The organism is Streptomyces sp. MGP-P1, assembly GCF_057766565.1.
In genome coordinates, this window is the sequence record NZ_JBYMEM010000005.1 from 1,231,136 (window position 1) to 1,245,836 (window position 14,701).

At 70.2% G+C, this 14,701-nt stretch carries 20 protein-coding genes, 1 tRNA gene and 1 other RNA gene; 19 read left to right on the plus strand and 3 right to left on the minus strand.

Going from position 1 to position 14,701, the window contains the following annotated elements; all coding sequences use genetic code 11:
- Positions 1-338: 338 nt before the first annotated feature.
- Both AC3CH1_RS14980 and AC3CH1_RS14985 read right to left on the minus strand, forming a co-directional pair.
- Positions 339-986, minus strand: a complete 648-nt coding sequence (locus tag AC3CH1_RS14980) for a YdcF family protein (RefSeq protein WP_488463348.1) — start codon at positions 984-986, stop codon at positions 339-341.
- Positions 983-1,789 carry a GntR family transcriptional regulator gene (locus tag AC3CH1_RS14985; RefSeq protein ID WP_488463349.1) on the minus strand — a complete coding sequence of 269 codons (807 nt, stop codon included), beginning with the start codon at positions 1,787-1,789 and terminating at the stop codon, positions 983-985. The genes AC3CH1_RS14980 and AC3CH1_RS14985 overlap by 4 nt, the downstream gene beginning before the upstream one ends.
- 438 nt (positions 1,790-2,227) lie before the next feature.
- On the opposite strand from AC3CH1_RS14985, the gene AC3CH1_RS14990 reads away from it, so the two are divergent.
- The 18 genes from AC3CH1_RS14990 to AC3CH1_RS15075 all read left to right on the plus strand — a co-directional run bounded on the left by AC3CH1_RS14990 (position 2,228) and on the right by AC3CH1_RS15075 (position 14,216).
- Complete coding sequence (locus AC3CH1_RS14990; RefSeq protein WP_361335965.1) at positions 2,228-2,611, plus strand: RapZ C-terminal domain-containing protein; 384 nt, start codon at positions 2,228-2,230, stop codon at positions 2,609-2,611.
- Entirely contained in the window at positions 2,611-2,976 is a 366-nt protein-coding gene (locus AC3CH1_RS14995; RefSeq protein WP_488463350.1) for an HIT family protein, read from the plus strand. Before AC3CH1_RS14990 ends, AC3CH1_RS14995 begins: the two co-directional genes overlap by 1 nt.
- A gap of 303 nt (positions 2,977-3,279) precedes the next feature.
- Complete coding sequence (locus AC3CH1_RS15000; protein ID WP_488463351.1) at positions 3,280-3,558, plus strand: DUF6284 family protein; 279 nt, start codon at positions 3,280-3,282, stop codon at positions 3,556-3,558.
- Positions 3,555-3,830: a DUF6303 family protein gene (locus AC3CH1_RS15005; protein ID WP_381633751.1), complete on the plus strand. Its 276-nt coding sequence runs from the start codon at positions 3,555-3,557 to the stop codon at positions 3,828-3,830. Before AC3CH1_RS15000 ends, AC3CH1_RS15005 begins: the two co-directional genes overlap by 4 nt.
- Positions 3,827-4,693 carry a protein spdB gene (locus tag AC3CH1_RS15010; RefSeq protein ID WP_488463352.1) on the plus strand — a complete coding sequence of 289 codons (867 nt, stop codon included), beginning with the start codon at positions 3,827-3,829 and terminating at the stop codon, positions 4,691-4,693. The genes AC3CH1_RS15005 and AC3CH1_RS15010 overlap by 4 nt, the downstream gene beginning before the upstream one ends.
- A complete protein-coding gene (locus tag AC3CH1_RS15015; RefSeq protein ID WP_488463353.1) occupies positions 4,693-5,055 on the plus strand; it encodes an RRQRL motif-containing zinc-binding protein in 363 nt (120 codons plus the stop codon). The genes AC3CH1_RS15010 and AC3CH1_RS15015 overlap by 1 nt, the downstream gene beginning before the upstream one ends.
- Positions 5,027-5,248, plus strand: a complete 222-nt coding sequence (locus AC3CH1_RS15020) for a hypothetical protein (protein ID WP_364935506.1) — start codon at positions 5,027-5,029, stop codon at positions 5,246-5,248. The genes AC3CH1_RS15015 and AC3CH1_RS15020 overlap by 29 nt, the downstream gene beginning before the upstream one ends.
- A 16-nt stretch (positions 5,249-5,264) precedes the next feature.
- A complete protein-coding gene (locus AC3CH1_RS15025; RefSeq protein ID WP_488463354.1) occupies positions 5,265-5,642 on the plus strand; it encodes a DUF6251 family protein in 378 nt (125 codons plus the stop codon).
- Positions 5,643-5,718: 76 nt separating this feature from the next.
- Positions 5,719-6,042 (plus strand): hypothetical protein, encoded by a 324-nt coding sequence (locus AC3CH1_RS15030; protein ID WP_381949010.1) that lies wholly within the window; start codon positions 5,719-5,721, stop codon positions 6,040-6,042.
- 80 nt (positions 6,043-6,122) lie between these two features.
- Positions 6,123-8,201 (plus strand): cell division protein FtsK, encoded by a 2,079-nt coding sequence (locus AC3CH1_RS15035; protein ID WP_488463355.1) that lies wholly within the window; start codon positions 6,123-6,125, stop codon positions 8,199-8,201.
- A gap of 152 nt (positions 8,202-8,353) precedes the next feature.
- Positions 8,354-8,614 (plus strand): hypothetical protein, encoded by a 261-nt coding sequence (locus tag AC3CH1_RS15040; protein ID WP_488463356.1) that lies wholly within the window; start codon positions 8,354-8,356, stop codon positions 8,612-8,614.
- The gene (locus AC3CH1_RS15045) at positions 8,605-8,793 is read left to right on the plus strand and encodes a hypothetical protein (RefSeq protein ID WP_488463357.1); all 189 of its coding nucleotides are present in this window, start codon (positions 8,605-8,607) and stop codon (positions 8,791-8,793) included. The genes AC3CH1_RS15040 and AC3CH1_RS15045 overlap by 10 nt, the downstream gene beginning before the upstream one ends.
- 11 nt (positions 8,794-8,804) lie before the next feature.
- Positions 8,805-9,068, plus strand: a complete 264-nt coding sequence (locus AC3CH1_RS15050; RefSeq protein WP_488463358.1) for a hypothetical protein — start codon at positions 8,805-8,807, stop codon at positions 9,066-9,068.
- 85 nt (positions 9,069-9,153) lie between these two features.
- A complete protein-coding gene (locus AC3CH1_RS15055; RefSeq protein WP_488463359.1) occupies positions 9,154-9,885 on the plus strand; it encodes a DNA methylase in 732 nt (243 codons plus the stop codon).
- Complete coding sequence (locus tag AC3CH1_RS15060) at positions 9,882-10,709, plus strand: bifunctional DNA primase/polymerase (protein WP_488463360.1); 828 nt, start codon at positions 9,882-9,884, stop codon at positions 10,707-10,709. The genes AC3CH1_RS15055 and AC3CH1_RS15060 overlap by 4 nt, the downstream gene beginning before the upstream one ends.
- 3 nt (positions 10,710-10,712) lie before the next feature.
- Positions 10,713-12,197 (plus strand): ATP-binding protein, encoded by a 1,485-nt coding sequence (locus AC3CH1_RS15065; protein ID WP_488463361.1) that lies wholly within the window; start codon positions 10,713-10,715, stop codon positions 12,195-12,197.
- 485 nt (positions 12,198-12,682) lie between these two features.
- Complete coding sequence (locus AC3CH1_RS15070) at positions 12,683-12,859, plus strand: excisionase family DNA-binding protein (protein ID WP_488463511.1); 177 nt, start codon at positions 12,683-12,685, stop codon at positions 12,857-12,859.
- Between the two features lie 76 nt (positions 12,860-12,935).
- Positions 12,936-14,216: a tyrosine-type recombinase/integrase gene (locus AC3CH1_RS15075; RefSeq protein WP_488463362.1), complete on the plus strand. Its 1,281-nt coding sequence runs from the start codon at positions 12,936-12,938 to the stop codon at positions 14,214-14,216.
- A gap of 64 nt (positions 14,217-14,280) precedes the next feature.
- Here AC3CH1_RS15075 and AC3CH1_RS15080 read toward each other — a convergent pair.
- A tRNA-Ser gene (locus tag AC3CH1_RS15080) sits at positions 14,281-14,368 on the minus strand.
- A 143-nt stretch (positions 14,369-14,511) separates the two neighbouring features.
- Here AC3CH1_RS15080 and ffs point away from each other — a divergent pair.
- Positions 14,512-14,608: signal recognition particle sRNA small type (gene ffs / locus AC3CH1_RS15085), an RNA gene on the plus strand.
- Positions 14,609-14,701: the final 93 nt, after the last annotated feature.

Sequence of the window (14,701 nt, forward strand, 5' to 3'; positions counted from 1 at the left end):
GGTGGTCGGTCTGCCTACAGAGGTTGCGGGAAGCGTCGGCCAACTAAGACGGAGGGTAAAGCGCAGGGCCCGACTCGATGAGTCGGGCCCTGCGTCTCCCGGCGGTAGTAGTGGGGTTGGAACCTAGGGTTACGGAATAGATCAGAGCGCTTTCGAGGTCTGTTCATGCAGTTCAGGTCATGATCCGGGGGCGTTTGCCGCCGTTCGTTGCCGTACCGCCGCCCCGACCCGGTCCCCTGAGAATGACTCCGGACGGGAGACCGCCACCACCCTCGCCAAGGCGTGGTCGACGCTGGACCGCAGGGGCGGCGTGGGGCGGGTCACGCGCTCCCAACGTCCTAGGGAACGAGACGGCTCGTAAAGCCGCGCGACACCAGCCGCTCGTACGCCCGCGTCACGTGGCCGGGCACGTCTTGCGAGACCATGAAGCCCTGAGACGGGTAGACCAACAGCCGGTGAAGCGACCCAACAAGCATGTCAATGACAAGGCGCGGGTCCTTGATCGAGTCGACGTATTCGGGGAGCGTCATCGGGGTGGAAGCGCTGACGAACTCCACTTCGGGCCACAGCTTCCGGGCGGTGGCGTAAGCCCGCCGCTCCTCGTATGGCTTGCTGATCAGCAGCACCGACGACACCTTGATCCCGCGATCTTCGAGCAGCGAGCGAGACAGGGTGATGTTCTGGCCGGTATTGCGTGCGTGAGGCTCGACAAGCATGGCGTCCGCCGGAACGCCCAGTTCGAGCGCACGGTCCCGGTAATGCTCAGCTTCACCGCGCGGCATGCGTTCCCGAGTGGTCCGACTGGTCGCTCCCGTGAAGACAATCAGTGGCATCATGCCGCGCCGGAACAGGCTCACGGTCGTGTCAGCTACCCCCAGGTCATGACTGCCCAGACCGATGCCGACCGAGCACGGGCGCGGTTCGTGGTGCATCTGCTGGTAGTCCCAGACGAGCTGGGTGTCCTTCCAGTCCTGTACGGAGATCACGCCGAACCCTTCTTGTCCTTGTGCTGTTGGCGGGCGGAATCGGGAACGTCGAACTCGTACTCCCACGCGAAGCGGGAAGCGGCATGGACACCGACAGCGAACTCGACCACAGTGCCGTCTGCCGTGTACGTGGTTCGGTGCAGTTCGACCACGGGTTCGCCAACGGGGAGCTGTAGGAGCTTCACCTCGTCAGCCGTCGGCACTCGCGCGAACAGTGCCTCTTTCATGTGGTCGATCTCGTATCCGGCGTCATAGAGGACGCGGTACCCACCGCCCCGGCCGGCGGGCCCCGGAGTGGGCTCGACAATGCGTGTCCCCTCAACGTGCTCGGGGCGGTAGTAGCTGGTCAGGGTGTGGGTTGGTTGTGTCCCTTCCTTCACCAGCCGGGCCCGCGCGTACACCCCGGACCCAACCGGGACGCCGAGACCTTCGGCTACGAGGGCAGTCGCTTCTGTGCGACGCACTGTCTGAGTCTGCTCATTGCGTTTATACGCGCGCCCTGATGCCACGCGGTCAGCAATGAACGCGACCTCATCACCGTCGCGCCACTTCGCCTTGTCGTACCGGGCGATGCCGAGCCGCTTGAGGCGAGCACGCGGGCGCACGACCGTGCCGTGCCCACGTGAGGACGTCACGAGTCCCTCAGCCTCAAGTGCCTTGTATGCCTGATGGACCGTGGACTTCGAGCCTTCACCGGCCTCGACAAGCTCTCTGATCTGGGGCAACTGATCCCCAGGCACGCGCTCGCCGTTCCTGATCTCCTGCGCGATCCGATCCGCCAGGTCGCGCCACTTGGCTGCCACAGCCGAACTCCCTTCGATGCGTCCCAGTGAAACACAGTCCCAGGACTGTTGACAGTCCTGGGACTATGCGCCATGGTCTTACCAGTGCCTCGCAGTCCTAGGACAGTGAGTGCCGGGGTCCCCTCTTTGGGGTGCCTCGACCTGCACGACTGGGCGTCGAGTCTTCGGATGCGACGCCAAGGGGCCCGTGAGAGATCGGGCCGAGGGTCCCGGATCCCTGGTCAACCGGAGGGCTTAGACCGAGAGGTCACGTCTCCGTACGCCTACCCGGGAGCTCGTGTTCCCGAAGGAGACACCCGCACGTCCACACCAACCGCAGTGCCCATGACCACTGCGGCCGGTTGCCTCCCCCGCCCGTCCAGCTCGCCCTTGTGGCGGTGCCGTACGGGCGGGGCCGAGGGGAGCCGGATCCTCCGCCCTCCATGCCTTCTGGGAGTCATCGTGAGTGAAGTTGAGATCGTCTCGTTCGGTTACCTGCACGGCGAGCCGCCGGCCGCGCACCTGACCATCGACCTGCGGCACCACTTCCGCGACCCGCACGTCCGGCCGGAGCTGCGGTACATGACCGCCGATGACGCGCCGGTCCGCGCCGCCGTGCTCGCCACGCCGGGCATCACGGCGCTGGTCGACGCCACCGCCACGGCGGTCGACGCGTTCGCTTCCGGGCCCACGGCGGGCGTCGTGACGGTGGCCGACGGGTGCGCCGGTGGCCGCCACCGCGCCCCGACGTTCGCCCGCGCTCTGGCCGAGCGGCTGACGGCCGCCGGGCACAGCGTGACCGTCCAGGACCGCGACATCGCCAAGGACGTCGTCCAGCGCTGATGGTCGCTTCCTGCGTGTTCTGCCGGATCGTCGCCGGACTCGCCCCGGCGGACGTCGTCCGTGAGTGGGGCGACGTGATCGCTATCCGCCCGCTCGACCCGGTCACCCCGGGGCACGTCCTGGTCATCCCGCACGCCCACGTCGTCGACGTCGGCGAGGACGCGTTCGTCTCCGCCCGCACGATGTCCTGCGCGGCGGAACTGGCCGCCGTGCTGCCGGCCGCGAACGTCATCACCAGCAAGGGCAGCGCCGCGACACAGACGGTCGCCCACCTGCACCTACACATCGTCCCCCGCACCGCCGGGGACGCCCTTCCGCTGCCCTGGACGCCCCAGCAGCAGCCCCCTGTACGTCCGGAACCGTGATCCGAAGGAGAGCTTCATGCAGGAGTACCGCTTCACCGCCGAGGGGCTCGTCGACACCCTGACCCCGGGGCAGGCCACGAGCGCGAGCGGCTCGTTGAAGGCGTCCTCGCCGGAGGCGGCCAAGAAGACGATCGAGCGCAGCGTGCGATCCGGGGCTACGAACCGACCGGACCCATCACGGTCGCGCCGAAGTAGCCCCGCCTACCTGACACCCCCAACCACTTCACGACGCAGCGCGGCCCCGGTGCTCGAACACCGGGGCCGCTGTCGAGCCGCACCACCTTCACAGGGAGAGAACGACTCATGAAGACCATCGCAGCACTTCAGGCGGCCGTTACCGCCGCCCCGTTCGACGGTGAGCCGTCGGACGCCGAGCTGGACGCGATCGAGACGGAGATGCCCGCCATCCTGGCGGACATCCTCCTGCTGGACGCGCAGATCATGACCATCGACCGCACGCCGACGGAGCTGGACAAGCGGCGTATCCGCCGGGCCCGCCGGCGGGTGCTGGCCGCCCGCCGCGACCTGGCCAACCTCACCACCGCCGCGACGGACGCCACGGTGTCGGGGGGTGCGGCATGAAGGTCTATGGCGCGCGGTTGTCCAACAGCTTCTCCGGTGTGTGGGAGCTGTACGTCGTCACCGACGGGATGAGCCTGGACTGGCCTGAGCACTCGTTCGGGCGGACCGGTCCGGTCCCCACGGTGCAGGAACGGGCGGACGCTCTGGCCCAGCTCGGCTACGTCCTCGCGGACTCCGCCGGGTGGCAGTGGCAGGAGTGCCCCACCGGTGTCACGGAACGCGTCCACCTGCTGGCGTCCTCGAACGTCCGGCGGAAGGACGGTGCGGCATGAGTGCCAAGGCTGCGAAGACGGTTCTGCCGGCCGTCGCGATGACGGCGGTGTCCATGGTTCTCACGCTGGCCGTGGTCGTGATGTGGCTCGGCACCTCGATGCCGTGGCTGATCGCCCTGGTGGTCGGTCTGGGGATCGATGGAGGGTGGCTCGCCACGCTCGCCTACGAACGGCGTCTCGCCGCGCAGGGTGACCACTCCACACCGGTCACGGCGGTGGGCTGGGGCTTCGGCCTGGTCGCGACCGGCGTTCTGGTCGCCCACGCTGTCACCGCCGACACAAGCGCCGGCGCATGGCTCGCTGTCGCCTGGCTGCCCCTGGCCGCGAAAGCCCTGTGGCTGGTCCACGGGCTGTGGGAGCGGACCGCGCTGACCGGGTCGGCCCTTGAGGCGATCCAGGGAATCCAGCAGGAAGCCCGCGACGAAGCCGCCGTTGCCCGTGCCCGGCTGCGGGCCGAGGCGGGCACGGAGGAGACACGGCTGACGGCCGTGACGCAGGCCGGGGCGCGCGTCGCACGCGTCCAGGCACAGACCGCCACCACCCTCTCCCGGGCCTGGTCGACGCTGGAGAGCACCCGGGCCGGGAAGGACACCGGCAGGGCGCTGAACAGCGTGACGACCCGCGTCACACCCGGCGTCACACCCACGTGGGAACTGCCCGTCTGGGGCCCCACCAACCCCGTCCCCGCCCTGGAAGCCGCACCCGCGCTCACCGATGCGGAGCTGGAGCGGCTGGTGGATGAGATCCGGCACAGCGAGACCCCGGCCCTGTCCTACCGGGAGATGTCCACCCGGTTCCGGGCCGCCGGCCACTCCGCCTCCGAAGTCCGGCTCCGGCGCGCGTGGAAGCGCGTAGTGGCCTGATGGCCGACGTCTACCGGTGGCGTCTCGCCCCCGACGGATTGGCCACCCGCCGCCAGCTCCGAGCGCTGGGGCTGCGGCCGGGCGGTCAGGACCCCGTCGTCGAAATCCAGCGGATCCGCCGCCACAAGCCCCCGCTGGTCGCCTACCTCTACCGCATCGACCGGGCCAAGCCCGTCCGCCCCATGACCCCTGCCCGTGCCGCCGCTCTGGCTGCGGCGATGCGGGCCCGCCGCACCTGCCCCAACTGCCGTACCGACACGGGCTATTGCATCCCGCGTTCGCTCGGTATGTGCGTCGCCTGCCACGACACCCCCCGTCCTGAAAGGGCACCTCATGACCTTCCGCTTCACCGTCAAGCCTGACGGGCCGTCGCTGACCGCCGAGGCCGTCACCCTCCGCCCCGACACCGACCGCGCCCAGCCCGTGGTCGCCATCCATACGAGCCCCGGCAGGAAGGGCCCGAGCCCCACCCTGTACGTCCCCCTCGACCGCATCGACGAGCTGCTGGACGGCATCAGGGACATCGCACGCCAGGCCGCCGAGTCGGCCAACTGACCCGAAGGGACACCGCATGGACCACCTGCCCGAACCTCGCCGGCCGTCCGTCGTGCACCTCCCGGACGGCACCCCCGCCTACGCCGACCACCTCCCCGCCACCTACCAGCCCACCACGGCCGTGCCGCAGATCGTCCACGTCCACCAGGCACCCCCGGACCGCACCGTGCAGCGCCTCGCGCTCGGCTCCGGCGTGGGCGCCGGGGCCGTCGCCGCCGGCGTCTACTTCGGCCCCCTCCTCGTCGGGGCGCTCACCGCGATCGCCGCGAACCTGGCGATCCTCGCGTTCCTCGCCGTCGCCCTGACGTGGGGGGTCGTGAGCGTCGTGAAGTCGGTAGGGGGTGCGGACGGCAAGGCCGCCGCTTCCTCGCTGCGCAAGGGCCGCCGTCGCTGACGGCCCTCTGTCCGCCCGGTCTCGCAACCGGGCGGGCGGAGGGCCGGACAGACCGGCCCCACCAGGGAGGTTCACCGTGTACAGCTACACCAAGGCCGAGTCCCGCGAGCGTTCCCGCCTGTTCCGCAAGGGCTTCAAGCAGGCCCTGGCCGACTGTGTCGACGCCAAGGTCACCGCCCGCATCCACGCGATCGACGAGGCTGCGGCCGAGCGCGGGCAGCGGGAGCTGAAGGCGTTGCACGAGGTGCAGGCCACCGCCCGGCAGAACCTCGCCGCCGCGAAGGCCGCCGAGCGCACCGCGCCCCGTGCCGACAGGGCCGCTGCCCGTGAGGCCCGCAAGCAGGCCGAGCAGCGCGTGAAGCTCGCTGAGCGGGCCGTTCACAAGGCCGAGCGCGACTGAGCGGGGGCGGCCGGCCCCGGCCAAGGAAACCGGCCGCCCCTTCTTTCCTCTCCACCCATCGAGCAGGAGGAAGTACCAGCATGACGGACACCACGGCCCCGGCCGCGCACCTGCGGCCGGTCCCCGACCTGGACGACGACACCGAGATTGCTGCGCCGGTCGCGGTCGACAACCCCGCCCTGCCGGAACCGAAGGTCACGGTGGAGAAGCGCAAGCCGGTCCTGGCCGGGTGGCTCACCGACCGGCGCGATTTCACCGCCACCGCCCGCCACGCCGGCGCGAACGCCGGATACAGCGCCCTCTTCCACGGCGTGCGGCTCCCCGTCTACGCCGGTCGTCTCGCGCTGATGTCGCCGCGGGGAGCCTGCCGGTTCATCGCCACCACCAACCGGTGGATCTGGGACCGCGAAGCCGCCCCCCTGCGGGCCGCCGCCGTCCGCGCGGAGGACATCGAGGAGTACATGCGCCTGTCCCGGCTCCGGGCCGGACGGGTACGGCTGCGCGGCCTGGTCACCCTGGTCGCCGCCGTGTTCGGCATCGGCTTCGCCCTCTGGCTCTACGTCATGGCCCCCGCCCTCATGTACGCATTCGCCGCCGGCGGAGTGCTGCTCCTCGGCACGGCAGGCCAGCAGCCCGACGCCCCGGTCATCGGCCCCGCCGTCCTGAAGACCGAGGTGCAGAAGCTCACCGGGTCGATCGTGCTGCGCGGTCTCGACTCCATCGGGAACGCGAAGATCTCCGCCGCCATCAAGAAGGGCGGCGAGATGAACGGGCTGCGCTTCACCAGCGAAATCGTCCGCGACGGCCCCGGCTACCGCGCCGACCTCGACCTCCCGTACGGGGTCACGCCCGAGGACATCATGGAGGCCCGCAAGCCCCTGGCGTCCGGGCTCCGGCGCAAGGTCGGCTGCGTCTGGCCCTCACCCGACCCCGCCGAGCACGAAGGACGCCTGGTGCTCTGGGTCGGGGACAAGCCGATGAACGAGACCACCAAACCCGCCTGGCCCCTCCTCAAGGCGGGCACGGTCGACCTCTTCAAGCCGGTGGTGTTCGGCAACGACCAGCGCATGCGCGACGTGTCCGTCACGCTCATGTTCGCCGCCGTGGTCGTCGGCTCCATCCCCCGCATGGGCAAGACGTTCCTGATGCGGCTGTTTCTCCTCATCGCCGCACTCGACCCCCGCGCCGAGCTGCACGCGTTCGACTTCAAGGGCACCGGCGACTTCGGCGCCCTGGAGCCCGTCTGCCACCGCTACCGGGCCGGTGACGAGGACGAGGACATCGAATACGTCCTGGACTCCCTGCGGGAGCTGAAGGAGGAGCTGCGCCGGCGGGCGAAGGTCATCAAGTCCCTGCCGCGCTCCCGCTGCCCGGAATCCAAGGTCACGCCCGAACTCGCCAGTGACAAGAGCCTGGGACTGCACCCGATCGTGATCGGGAGCGACGAGTGCCAGGTGCCCTTCGAGCACGAGGAGCACGGCAAGGAGATCGAAGCCATCTGCACCGACATCACCAAGCGCGGCCCCGCGCTCGGCATGGTCCCGCTGTTCGGCACCCAGCGCCCGGACGCGAAGTCGCTGCCCACCGGGATCAGCGCCAACGCCGTGCTGCGGTTCTGCCTCAAGGTCATGGGACAGCCCGCCAACGACATGGTGCTCGGCACCTCGATGTACAAGGCCGGCTACCGGGCCACGATGTTCTCCCGCTCCGACCGGGGCATCTGCTGGATGGCCGGTGAAGGCGACGACCCGCGCATCGTCGCCAGTGCGTTCGTGGACGCGGTGGCCGCCGAGCAGATCGCCGCCCGCGCCCGCAAGGTCCGCGAGGAGTACGGCAACATCACCGGCCACGCCATCGGCACCGGGCCCGAGAAGACGGGTCAGTCCGATGTGCTGGCCGACGTCCTCTCGGCCATCGCCCCCGACGAGAAGGCCGTGTGGTGCGAGCGGATCGCCGCCCGCCTGGCCACCGCGCAGCCGGATGTCTACGGCGGGTGGAAGGGCGAGAACGTCACCGCCGCCCTCAAGCCCCACGGCATCAAGGCCGGGCAGGTCTGGGGCCAGACCGACACCGGCGAAGGCAAGAACCGGCGCGGCATCGACCGCGCCGACATCACCGCTGCTGTCACCCGCCGTAACCAGAACAAGGCGGCCGCCTGACCCCAGCAGCGCTGCTAGACCTAGCACCCACGGCTGCTAGGTCTAGCACCCCCGCTAGCAACCCACACTCGCCCTGAGCTGCGACCTAGCGTCTAGCAGCCCACCTGCGGAAACACCCGGAAACCCGCCCATCGAAGGGATGTGAGCCCTCCGTGGCGCTCGCTAGCCTCCTCATCCTCCTCACCGCCGCCGGTTACGCAGTGTTGTGCGCGGTGAAGCCGTTCGCCCCGTGCCGGAAGTGCTCCGGCACCGGCGTCCGCACCCGCCGCCGCGCCGTGACCGTCTGCCGGCGCTGCCACGGGCACCGCGCCCGGCTTCGCATCGGGCGACGGCTGCTCAACAACAGCCGCAGCATCCACGCGGCCGGCACCCGACCCCAGCCCACCGACCGGAAGGCCACCCCGTGGCAGTGACCCTGTCCCTCGTCGCCCTCTTCGGACTCGTCCTGTTCTTCCTGCTGCGGTCCGGCAGCCTCACGCCCGGGGCTGCGTTCACCGCCGCCGGGTTCGGGTTCTTCCTCGCCACCACCGGAGCCGCCGGACCCATCAACGAGATGGCCGCCGCCATCGTCGACGCCATCCCCAGCATCTGAGGGAGCACCCCGTGCGACTGCGCATCCAGCTCACCGGCTGGGACCGCCGGACCCTGACCCTGACCGACACCCCCCGCCCCGACTGCCCGCTCTGCGACGGGCACGGCGGGCTCGCCTACGACTACGGCGACCACAACGGGGAGTACGCCGGCACCGAGTGGGACCCCTGCACCTGCTGGGACGAAACCCGCCGCCGGACCCTGCTCCGACTCCCGCGCATCCGTCGCCGCCGCCGGGCCGACCGCGACCCGTGGAGCAACGAACCGCCCTTCTGACACGGCCAAGGGCGGCCCCCGTCTCACCACAAGTCCGGGGCCGCCCCTGTCCAGCAGCTCACTCACGAGAACTGGAGACACCAGCATGACCCAACCCACCCTCATCCGGCGAGACCACACCCGCCGGCCGCTGTTACTCGACCTGTTCTGCTGCGCCGGCGGCGCGGCCACCGGCTACCACCGGGCCGGGTTCGACGTCGTCGGCGTCGACATCGTTGACCGGCCCCGCTACCCCTTCACGTTCGTGCGGGCCGACGCGCTCGAATACCTCGCCGGGCTGATCGCGTCCGGCGAGATCCGACGGTTCAGGGCGGCGCACAGCTCGCCGCCGTGCCAGGCCGGATGCGCGCTCACCGTCGGCACCAACGCCTCACAGGGCTGGGGCGGCGACCACAACGACCTCGTCGCCCCCACCCGCGAACTGCTGGAGCGGACCGGGCTGCCGTACGTCATCGAGCAGCCCAACGGCCGGGCCGAGATCCGCAAGGACCTCTCCCTGTGCGGCGAGATGTTCGGGCTCGGTGTCCTGCGCCACCGCAACTTCGAACTCGGCCGCTGGACCATCGAGCGGCCCGCGCACCCGAAGCACCGGGGGTACGTGCGCGGGTACCGTCACGGCGTCTACCGGGACGGGCCCTATGTCGCCGCGTACGGGGCCGGTGGCGGCAAGGCCACTGTCCCCGAGATGCAGGAGGCCATGGGCATCACGTGGACCGACGTGCGCGAGGAACTGACCGAGGCCATCCCCCCGGCGTTCTCCGAGCACATCGGCCGCGCCCTGCTCGCCGCTGTTCGTCCGGTGGGGGTGGCCGCATGAACAGCCACCTGCGCACCGCCCTGGACCTTGCCGGTCGCGATGTTCCGGTCCTGCCTCTGCGAGCGGGGAAGGTCCCGTTCGCCAACTGCCCCGCCTGCCTGTACACCTCGTGCGGTGGCCGGCCGAACATGAAGAGCCCCGGCCCCTGCCAATGCCCCCGCCCCTGCCACGCGTGGGCCGCCGCCACCACCGACCCCGACGTCATCACCGGGCCCGCATGGGCGACAGCGTGGAAGCAGGCGGCGGCCGTGGCCTACCACCCCGGCGGTATCGGGCTGACCGTTGTCGACCTGGACCACGCCGACGCGGTCGCGTGGGCCCGTCGGACGATGCCCGCCACGCGGACCGTGCCGACGACGCGGGGCGAGCACTGGATCTACCAGGGGGCCATGTCCTCCGCTAACGCGGTCCGGGACGGTGTCGACATCAAGTCGACCATGGTCTACGCCCGGTGGCTCGGCCCCGGCACCGGCACCATGACCACCCTGCCCGACACGGTGCGGGCCCTGATCGTCAAGAAGCCGGTACCGGTCCGGCCCGTCACCGTGCTCGTTCCGGCTGGGGGCGGGGGGTGCCGACACCGGACCCCCGCCTACCTGGAGCGCGGCATCGCCATGGCGGAGCAGCGGATCACCGCCGCGGCGAGCAGTGTGCACGCGACGGTGTACCGCACGTTCCTCGCCGTGCTGTCCGCCCACGGCCGGTGCGGCTGCCTCACCGATACCCACGCCGCCCGGCTGTTCGCCGCCGCACAGACCAAGGGCGAGAGCCCCCGGCACTGCACGGACGCCTGGACCAACGCCCGCACCACACTGGGGATGTGAGCCATGTCCGAGGACGAGAAGAACCCGGCGCGCGAGGTCATCAGCGACTACGCGCAGTCCCACTTCCGGTACTTCCGCACCGCCGACGGCACCGTCTACGCCCAGAAGAACGGCCACCCCGTCGCCCGCCCGATCCGCTCCCAGGGCACCACGGGAAGCCACCGGCAGGAACTCATGGTCGGCATGTTCAAGGACGGGGTCGGCGTCTTCAACGGCACCGCGCTCAAGGAAGCGCTGGACCTGATCGAGGCGCTGGCGATGACCGAGACCACCCAGGCCGTACACATTCGCGTCGCCCCCGGCTTCGACGGAGCCACCTGGCTCGACCTCGGCCGCGCCGACGGGCAGTCCGTCCGCATCCACCCCACCGGGTGGGACATCGCGGTGCCGGACCCGCGTGAGGTGTGCTGGCGGCGCACCCAGCTCACCGGGGAACTGCCCCTGCCGGCCAAGGACACCGACGGCAAGGGCATCGACCTGCTGATGCGGCTGTGCAACTTCGCCAACGCCGAAACCGAGTGCCTGGCCATCGCCTGGCTCATCGGCTGCCTCGGCCCCGGCGTCCCCGTCCCCGCTCCCTTCCTCACCGGCCCCCAGGGCGCGGGGAAGTCGACCGGAGGACGGATGCTGGTGCGGATCGTGGAGGGCATGAGCGGGGACCTGCGCCGGGCTCCGAACGATGAGGAGAACCTGATCGCGGCCGTGGCCGCAGGATGGGTCACCGCCCTCGACAACCTCTCCCACATGACGCCGGCCCTGTCCGACGCCATGTGCTGCATCGTCACCGGAGCCGAGAGCGTGAAGCGTGCCCTGTTCACGGACGGGGACGTGCACCGGGCCCGCTACCGCCGCCCCCTGCTCCTGACGGGCATCGACGTCGGCATCCTCCGGCCCGACCTGGCGGAACGGCTGCTGCCCCTGCGGCTGGAGCGGCCCACCGTCCGCAGGACCGAAGCGGAACTGTGGGCCGAGTACGAAGAGGTACTGCCCGTGGTCCTCGGCTCGCTCCTCGACCTGACCGTCAAGGTCCGGGCCACCGACGCGGAGACCCCGACCGATCTGCGCATGGCGGACTTCGCCCACCTCTGCGCTCAACTCGACACCGCCACCGGCCTCGGAGCGCTCACCGCGTACCGGGCGAGCCTGGACGACCTGAACGACGACGTCATCGAAGGCGACCTGCTCGCGCAGACCGTTCTCCAGCACGCCGAGACGCTCGACCCCGGCCGCGAGCAGCGCATGACGTCCACGGAATGGCTGAACGCCCTGAGCCGCCTCTACAGCGGCGAGGAGCTACGTCCTCTGCCTAAAGGGTGGCCGACCACGGGCAAGGTGCTCTCCGACCGTCTCAAGCGCCTGCAACCCACCCTCGCCGCCCGGGGCGTCCTCATCGACAGCGGGCGCACCAAAGCGGGCCGCTACCTCGAAATGAGCCGCCCGGCCGCATCCCCGCCCCCTGAGCAGCCGGAGCAGGCAGCGGCGTTCTGACCGCACCGGTCACCCCGGGGGACAAGCAAGAGGAGCACGCCGCGCCGGGTGCTCCTCTTGCTGTTCGGCGGAACGCCGCCCAAGAGGCGTGCCCGAAGGGCCCCTCACTTCGCCTGAAGAACCACCGCCACTACTACAGACACCCCCCTTCTTTTCCTAAGTAGGGAGGGTCTGCGTCACCTGCGTCACCGGGGACGGAAAACGGCCCCCCACCTGCACCGGAAGGGGTGACGCAGACGCCGAATCCTGCGTCACCCCTGCGTCACCCGCGTCACCCCCGCGTCATCCGGTGACGCAGAAGGTGACGCACGGGTGACGCACACCCAATCGGCTGCGTCACCCAAAACCGCAGGTCAAACCCCCTAGGTGACGCGGGTGACGCGGTGACGCAGAAATCCACACCTCGGACAACCTCACCGCTAAGGAGCGATCCAGTGCCGCCCCTCCACGCAGCCGCACCCGACGCGGCCCACGACCCGACCCTGATGCTGCTCACCGTCGAAGAAGCAGCCCGACGACTCCGCGTCGGCCGGACCACCTGCTTCACCCTGATCCGCACTGGGGCCCTGGAGTCCCTGACGATCGGGACTCTCCGCCGCGTCCCTGCCGACGCCCCGGCCGCGTACCTCGCCCGCCTCCGGGCCGAACAGCGCGCCGCCTGAACCACCCCCACGCGCGGGCCGCCACCCCCACCCGGGTGGCGGCCCGCGCTCACACCAACTCCAAAGGAGTCCGCCCGTGGCGGAGAACCAGAAGCGCACGCGCCGGGCGAACGGCGAAACGGCCATCTACTTCGGTAAGGACGGCCGTTGGCACGCTCGGGTGCCAATGGGCTACAAGGACAACGGCGAGCCCTACCGCAGGCACATCACGCGCCCCGACGAAGACGCACTGAAAGACGAAGTGCGACGCCTGGAGAAGCAGCGCGACCAGGGCACAGCTCAGCAGCCCGGCAAGCTGTGGACGGTTGAACGGTGGCTGCGGCATTGGGTCGAGAACATTGCTAAGGATGTCGTCAGTGAGAACACCTACGACGGGTACGAGGTCGCGGTCCGCGTGCACCTCGTCCCCGGAATCGGCAAGCACCGCATCGATCGCCTGGAGCCGGAACACCTGGAGAGTCTGTACCGCCGGATGAGGAAGAACGGCAGTGCGGCCGGCACCGCCCACCAGGCTCACCGCACTGCCCGTACTGCCCTCGGTGAGGCGGTCCGCCGTGGTCACGCCGCGAAGAACGCCGCCGCTCTGGCCAGGCCACCACGGGTGGAGGAGCCGGAGGAGGAGATCGAGCCCTACTCGGTCGAGGAGGTGCAGAGCCTGCTGATCGAGGTGAACAAGCGCCGCAACAGCGCCCGTTGGATGCTGGCGCTGGCCCTCGGTCTGCGACAGGGGGAGACGCTGGGTCTGCGCTGGGTCGACGTGGACCTGGACCACGAGTACCTGAAGCTGCGCCGCAACCGGCTGCGCCCCAAGTACGAGCACGGGTGCAAGGAGGCAGCCCCCTGCGGCCGTAAGGCCGGGTACTGCCCGGACCGAAAGCAGGTACGGCGCGAGACGAAGAACACCAAGTCGCGCGCCGGCCGCCGAGCGGTGCCCCTGCCGGGCCCCCTGGTCGTGATGCTGCGAAAGCACCGGGAAGTCCAGGCCCGGGAGCGCAAGACCGCCGGCAACCTGTGGATCGAGTCGGATTACGTGTTCACGAAGCCGCTCGGCGGACCGCTCAGTCCGAACACGGACTACCACGACTGGAAGAAGCTGTTGGAGGACGCTGGGGTACGTGACGCACGGCTGCATGACGCCCGTCACACCGCTGCCACCGTCCTCATGCTCCTCGGCATCCCGGACCGCGTGATCGACCAGATCATGGGCTGGGAAGCAGGCACGTCCTCACGGATGCGCGCCCGGTACCTGCACGTGCCCGACGCCATGCTGAAGGAGGTGGCGCAGAAGATCGCGGACGCCATCTGGGGACCATCACCGAACGCCCCTATGGACAAAGACCAGAACAACGAGGGCTGAGACAACGTCGAAGGGCCCCACCGCAAGCGGTGGGGCCCTTCGACGTATTGCCCGGTGAGAGCAATGGCGGAGGATACGAGATTCGAACTCGTGAGGGGTTGCCCCCAACACGCTTTCCAAGCGTGCGCCCTAGGCCACTAGGCGAATCCTCCGCCGCAAACAATACAAGACGTTGGAGGGTGCTCGCGAACACGTTCGCCGAAGATCGTCCGGAGAGGGGGTCGGGGGCGGTTCGGCTGTCGTCCGGTAGGGCGGGCGGGTGGACCGGAGGGGGTGGGGATCCGCTAAGGTGGGCGTCAGCCCCTCACGTGGCGCTATCTGACTGAACTCCCCCAGGGCCGGAAGGCAGCAAGGGTAGGTCGGCTCTGGCGGGTGCGTGGGGGGCCCTTTGTGTTCCGGGGGCGTTGTCGCGGGGAGCCCCGGGGGCCGGGCGGGTGCTGTGCCGTGGCCTGGCGGTGGTGAGGGGATCGGGCGGCGTGGGACCG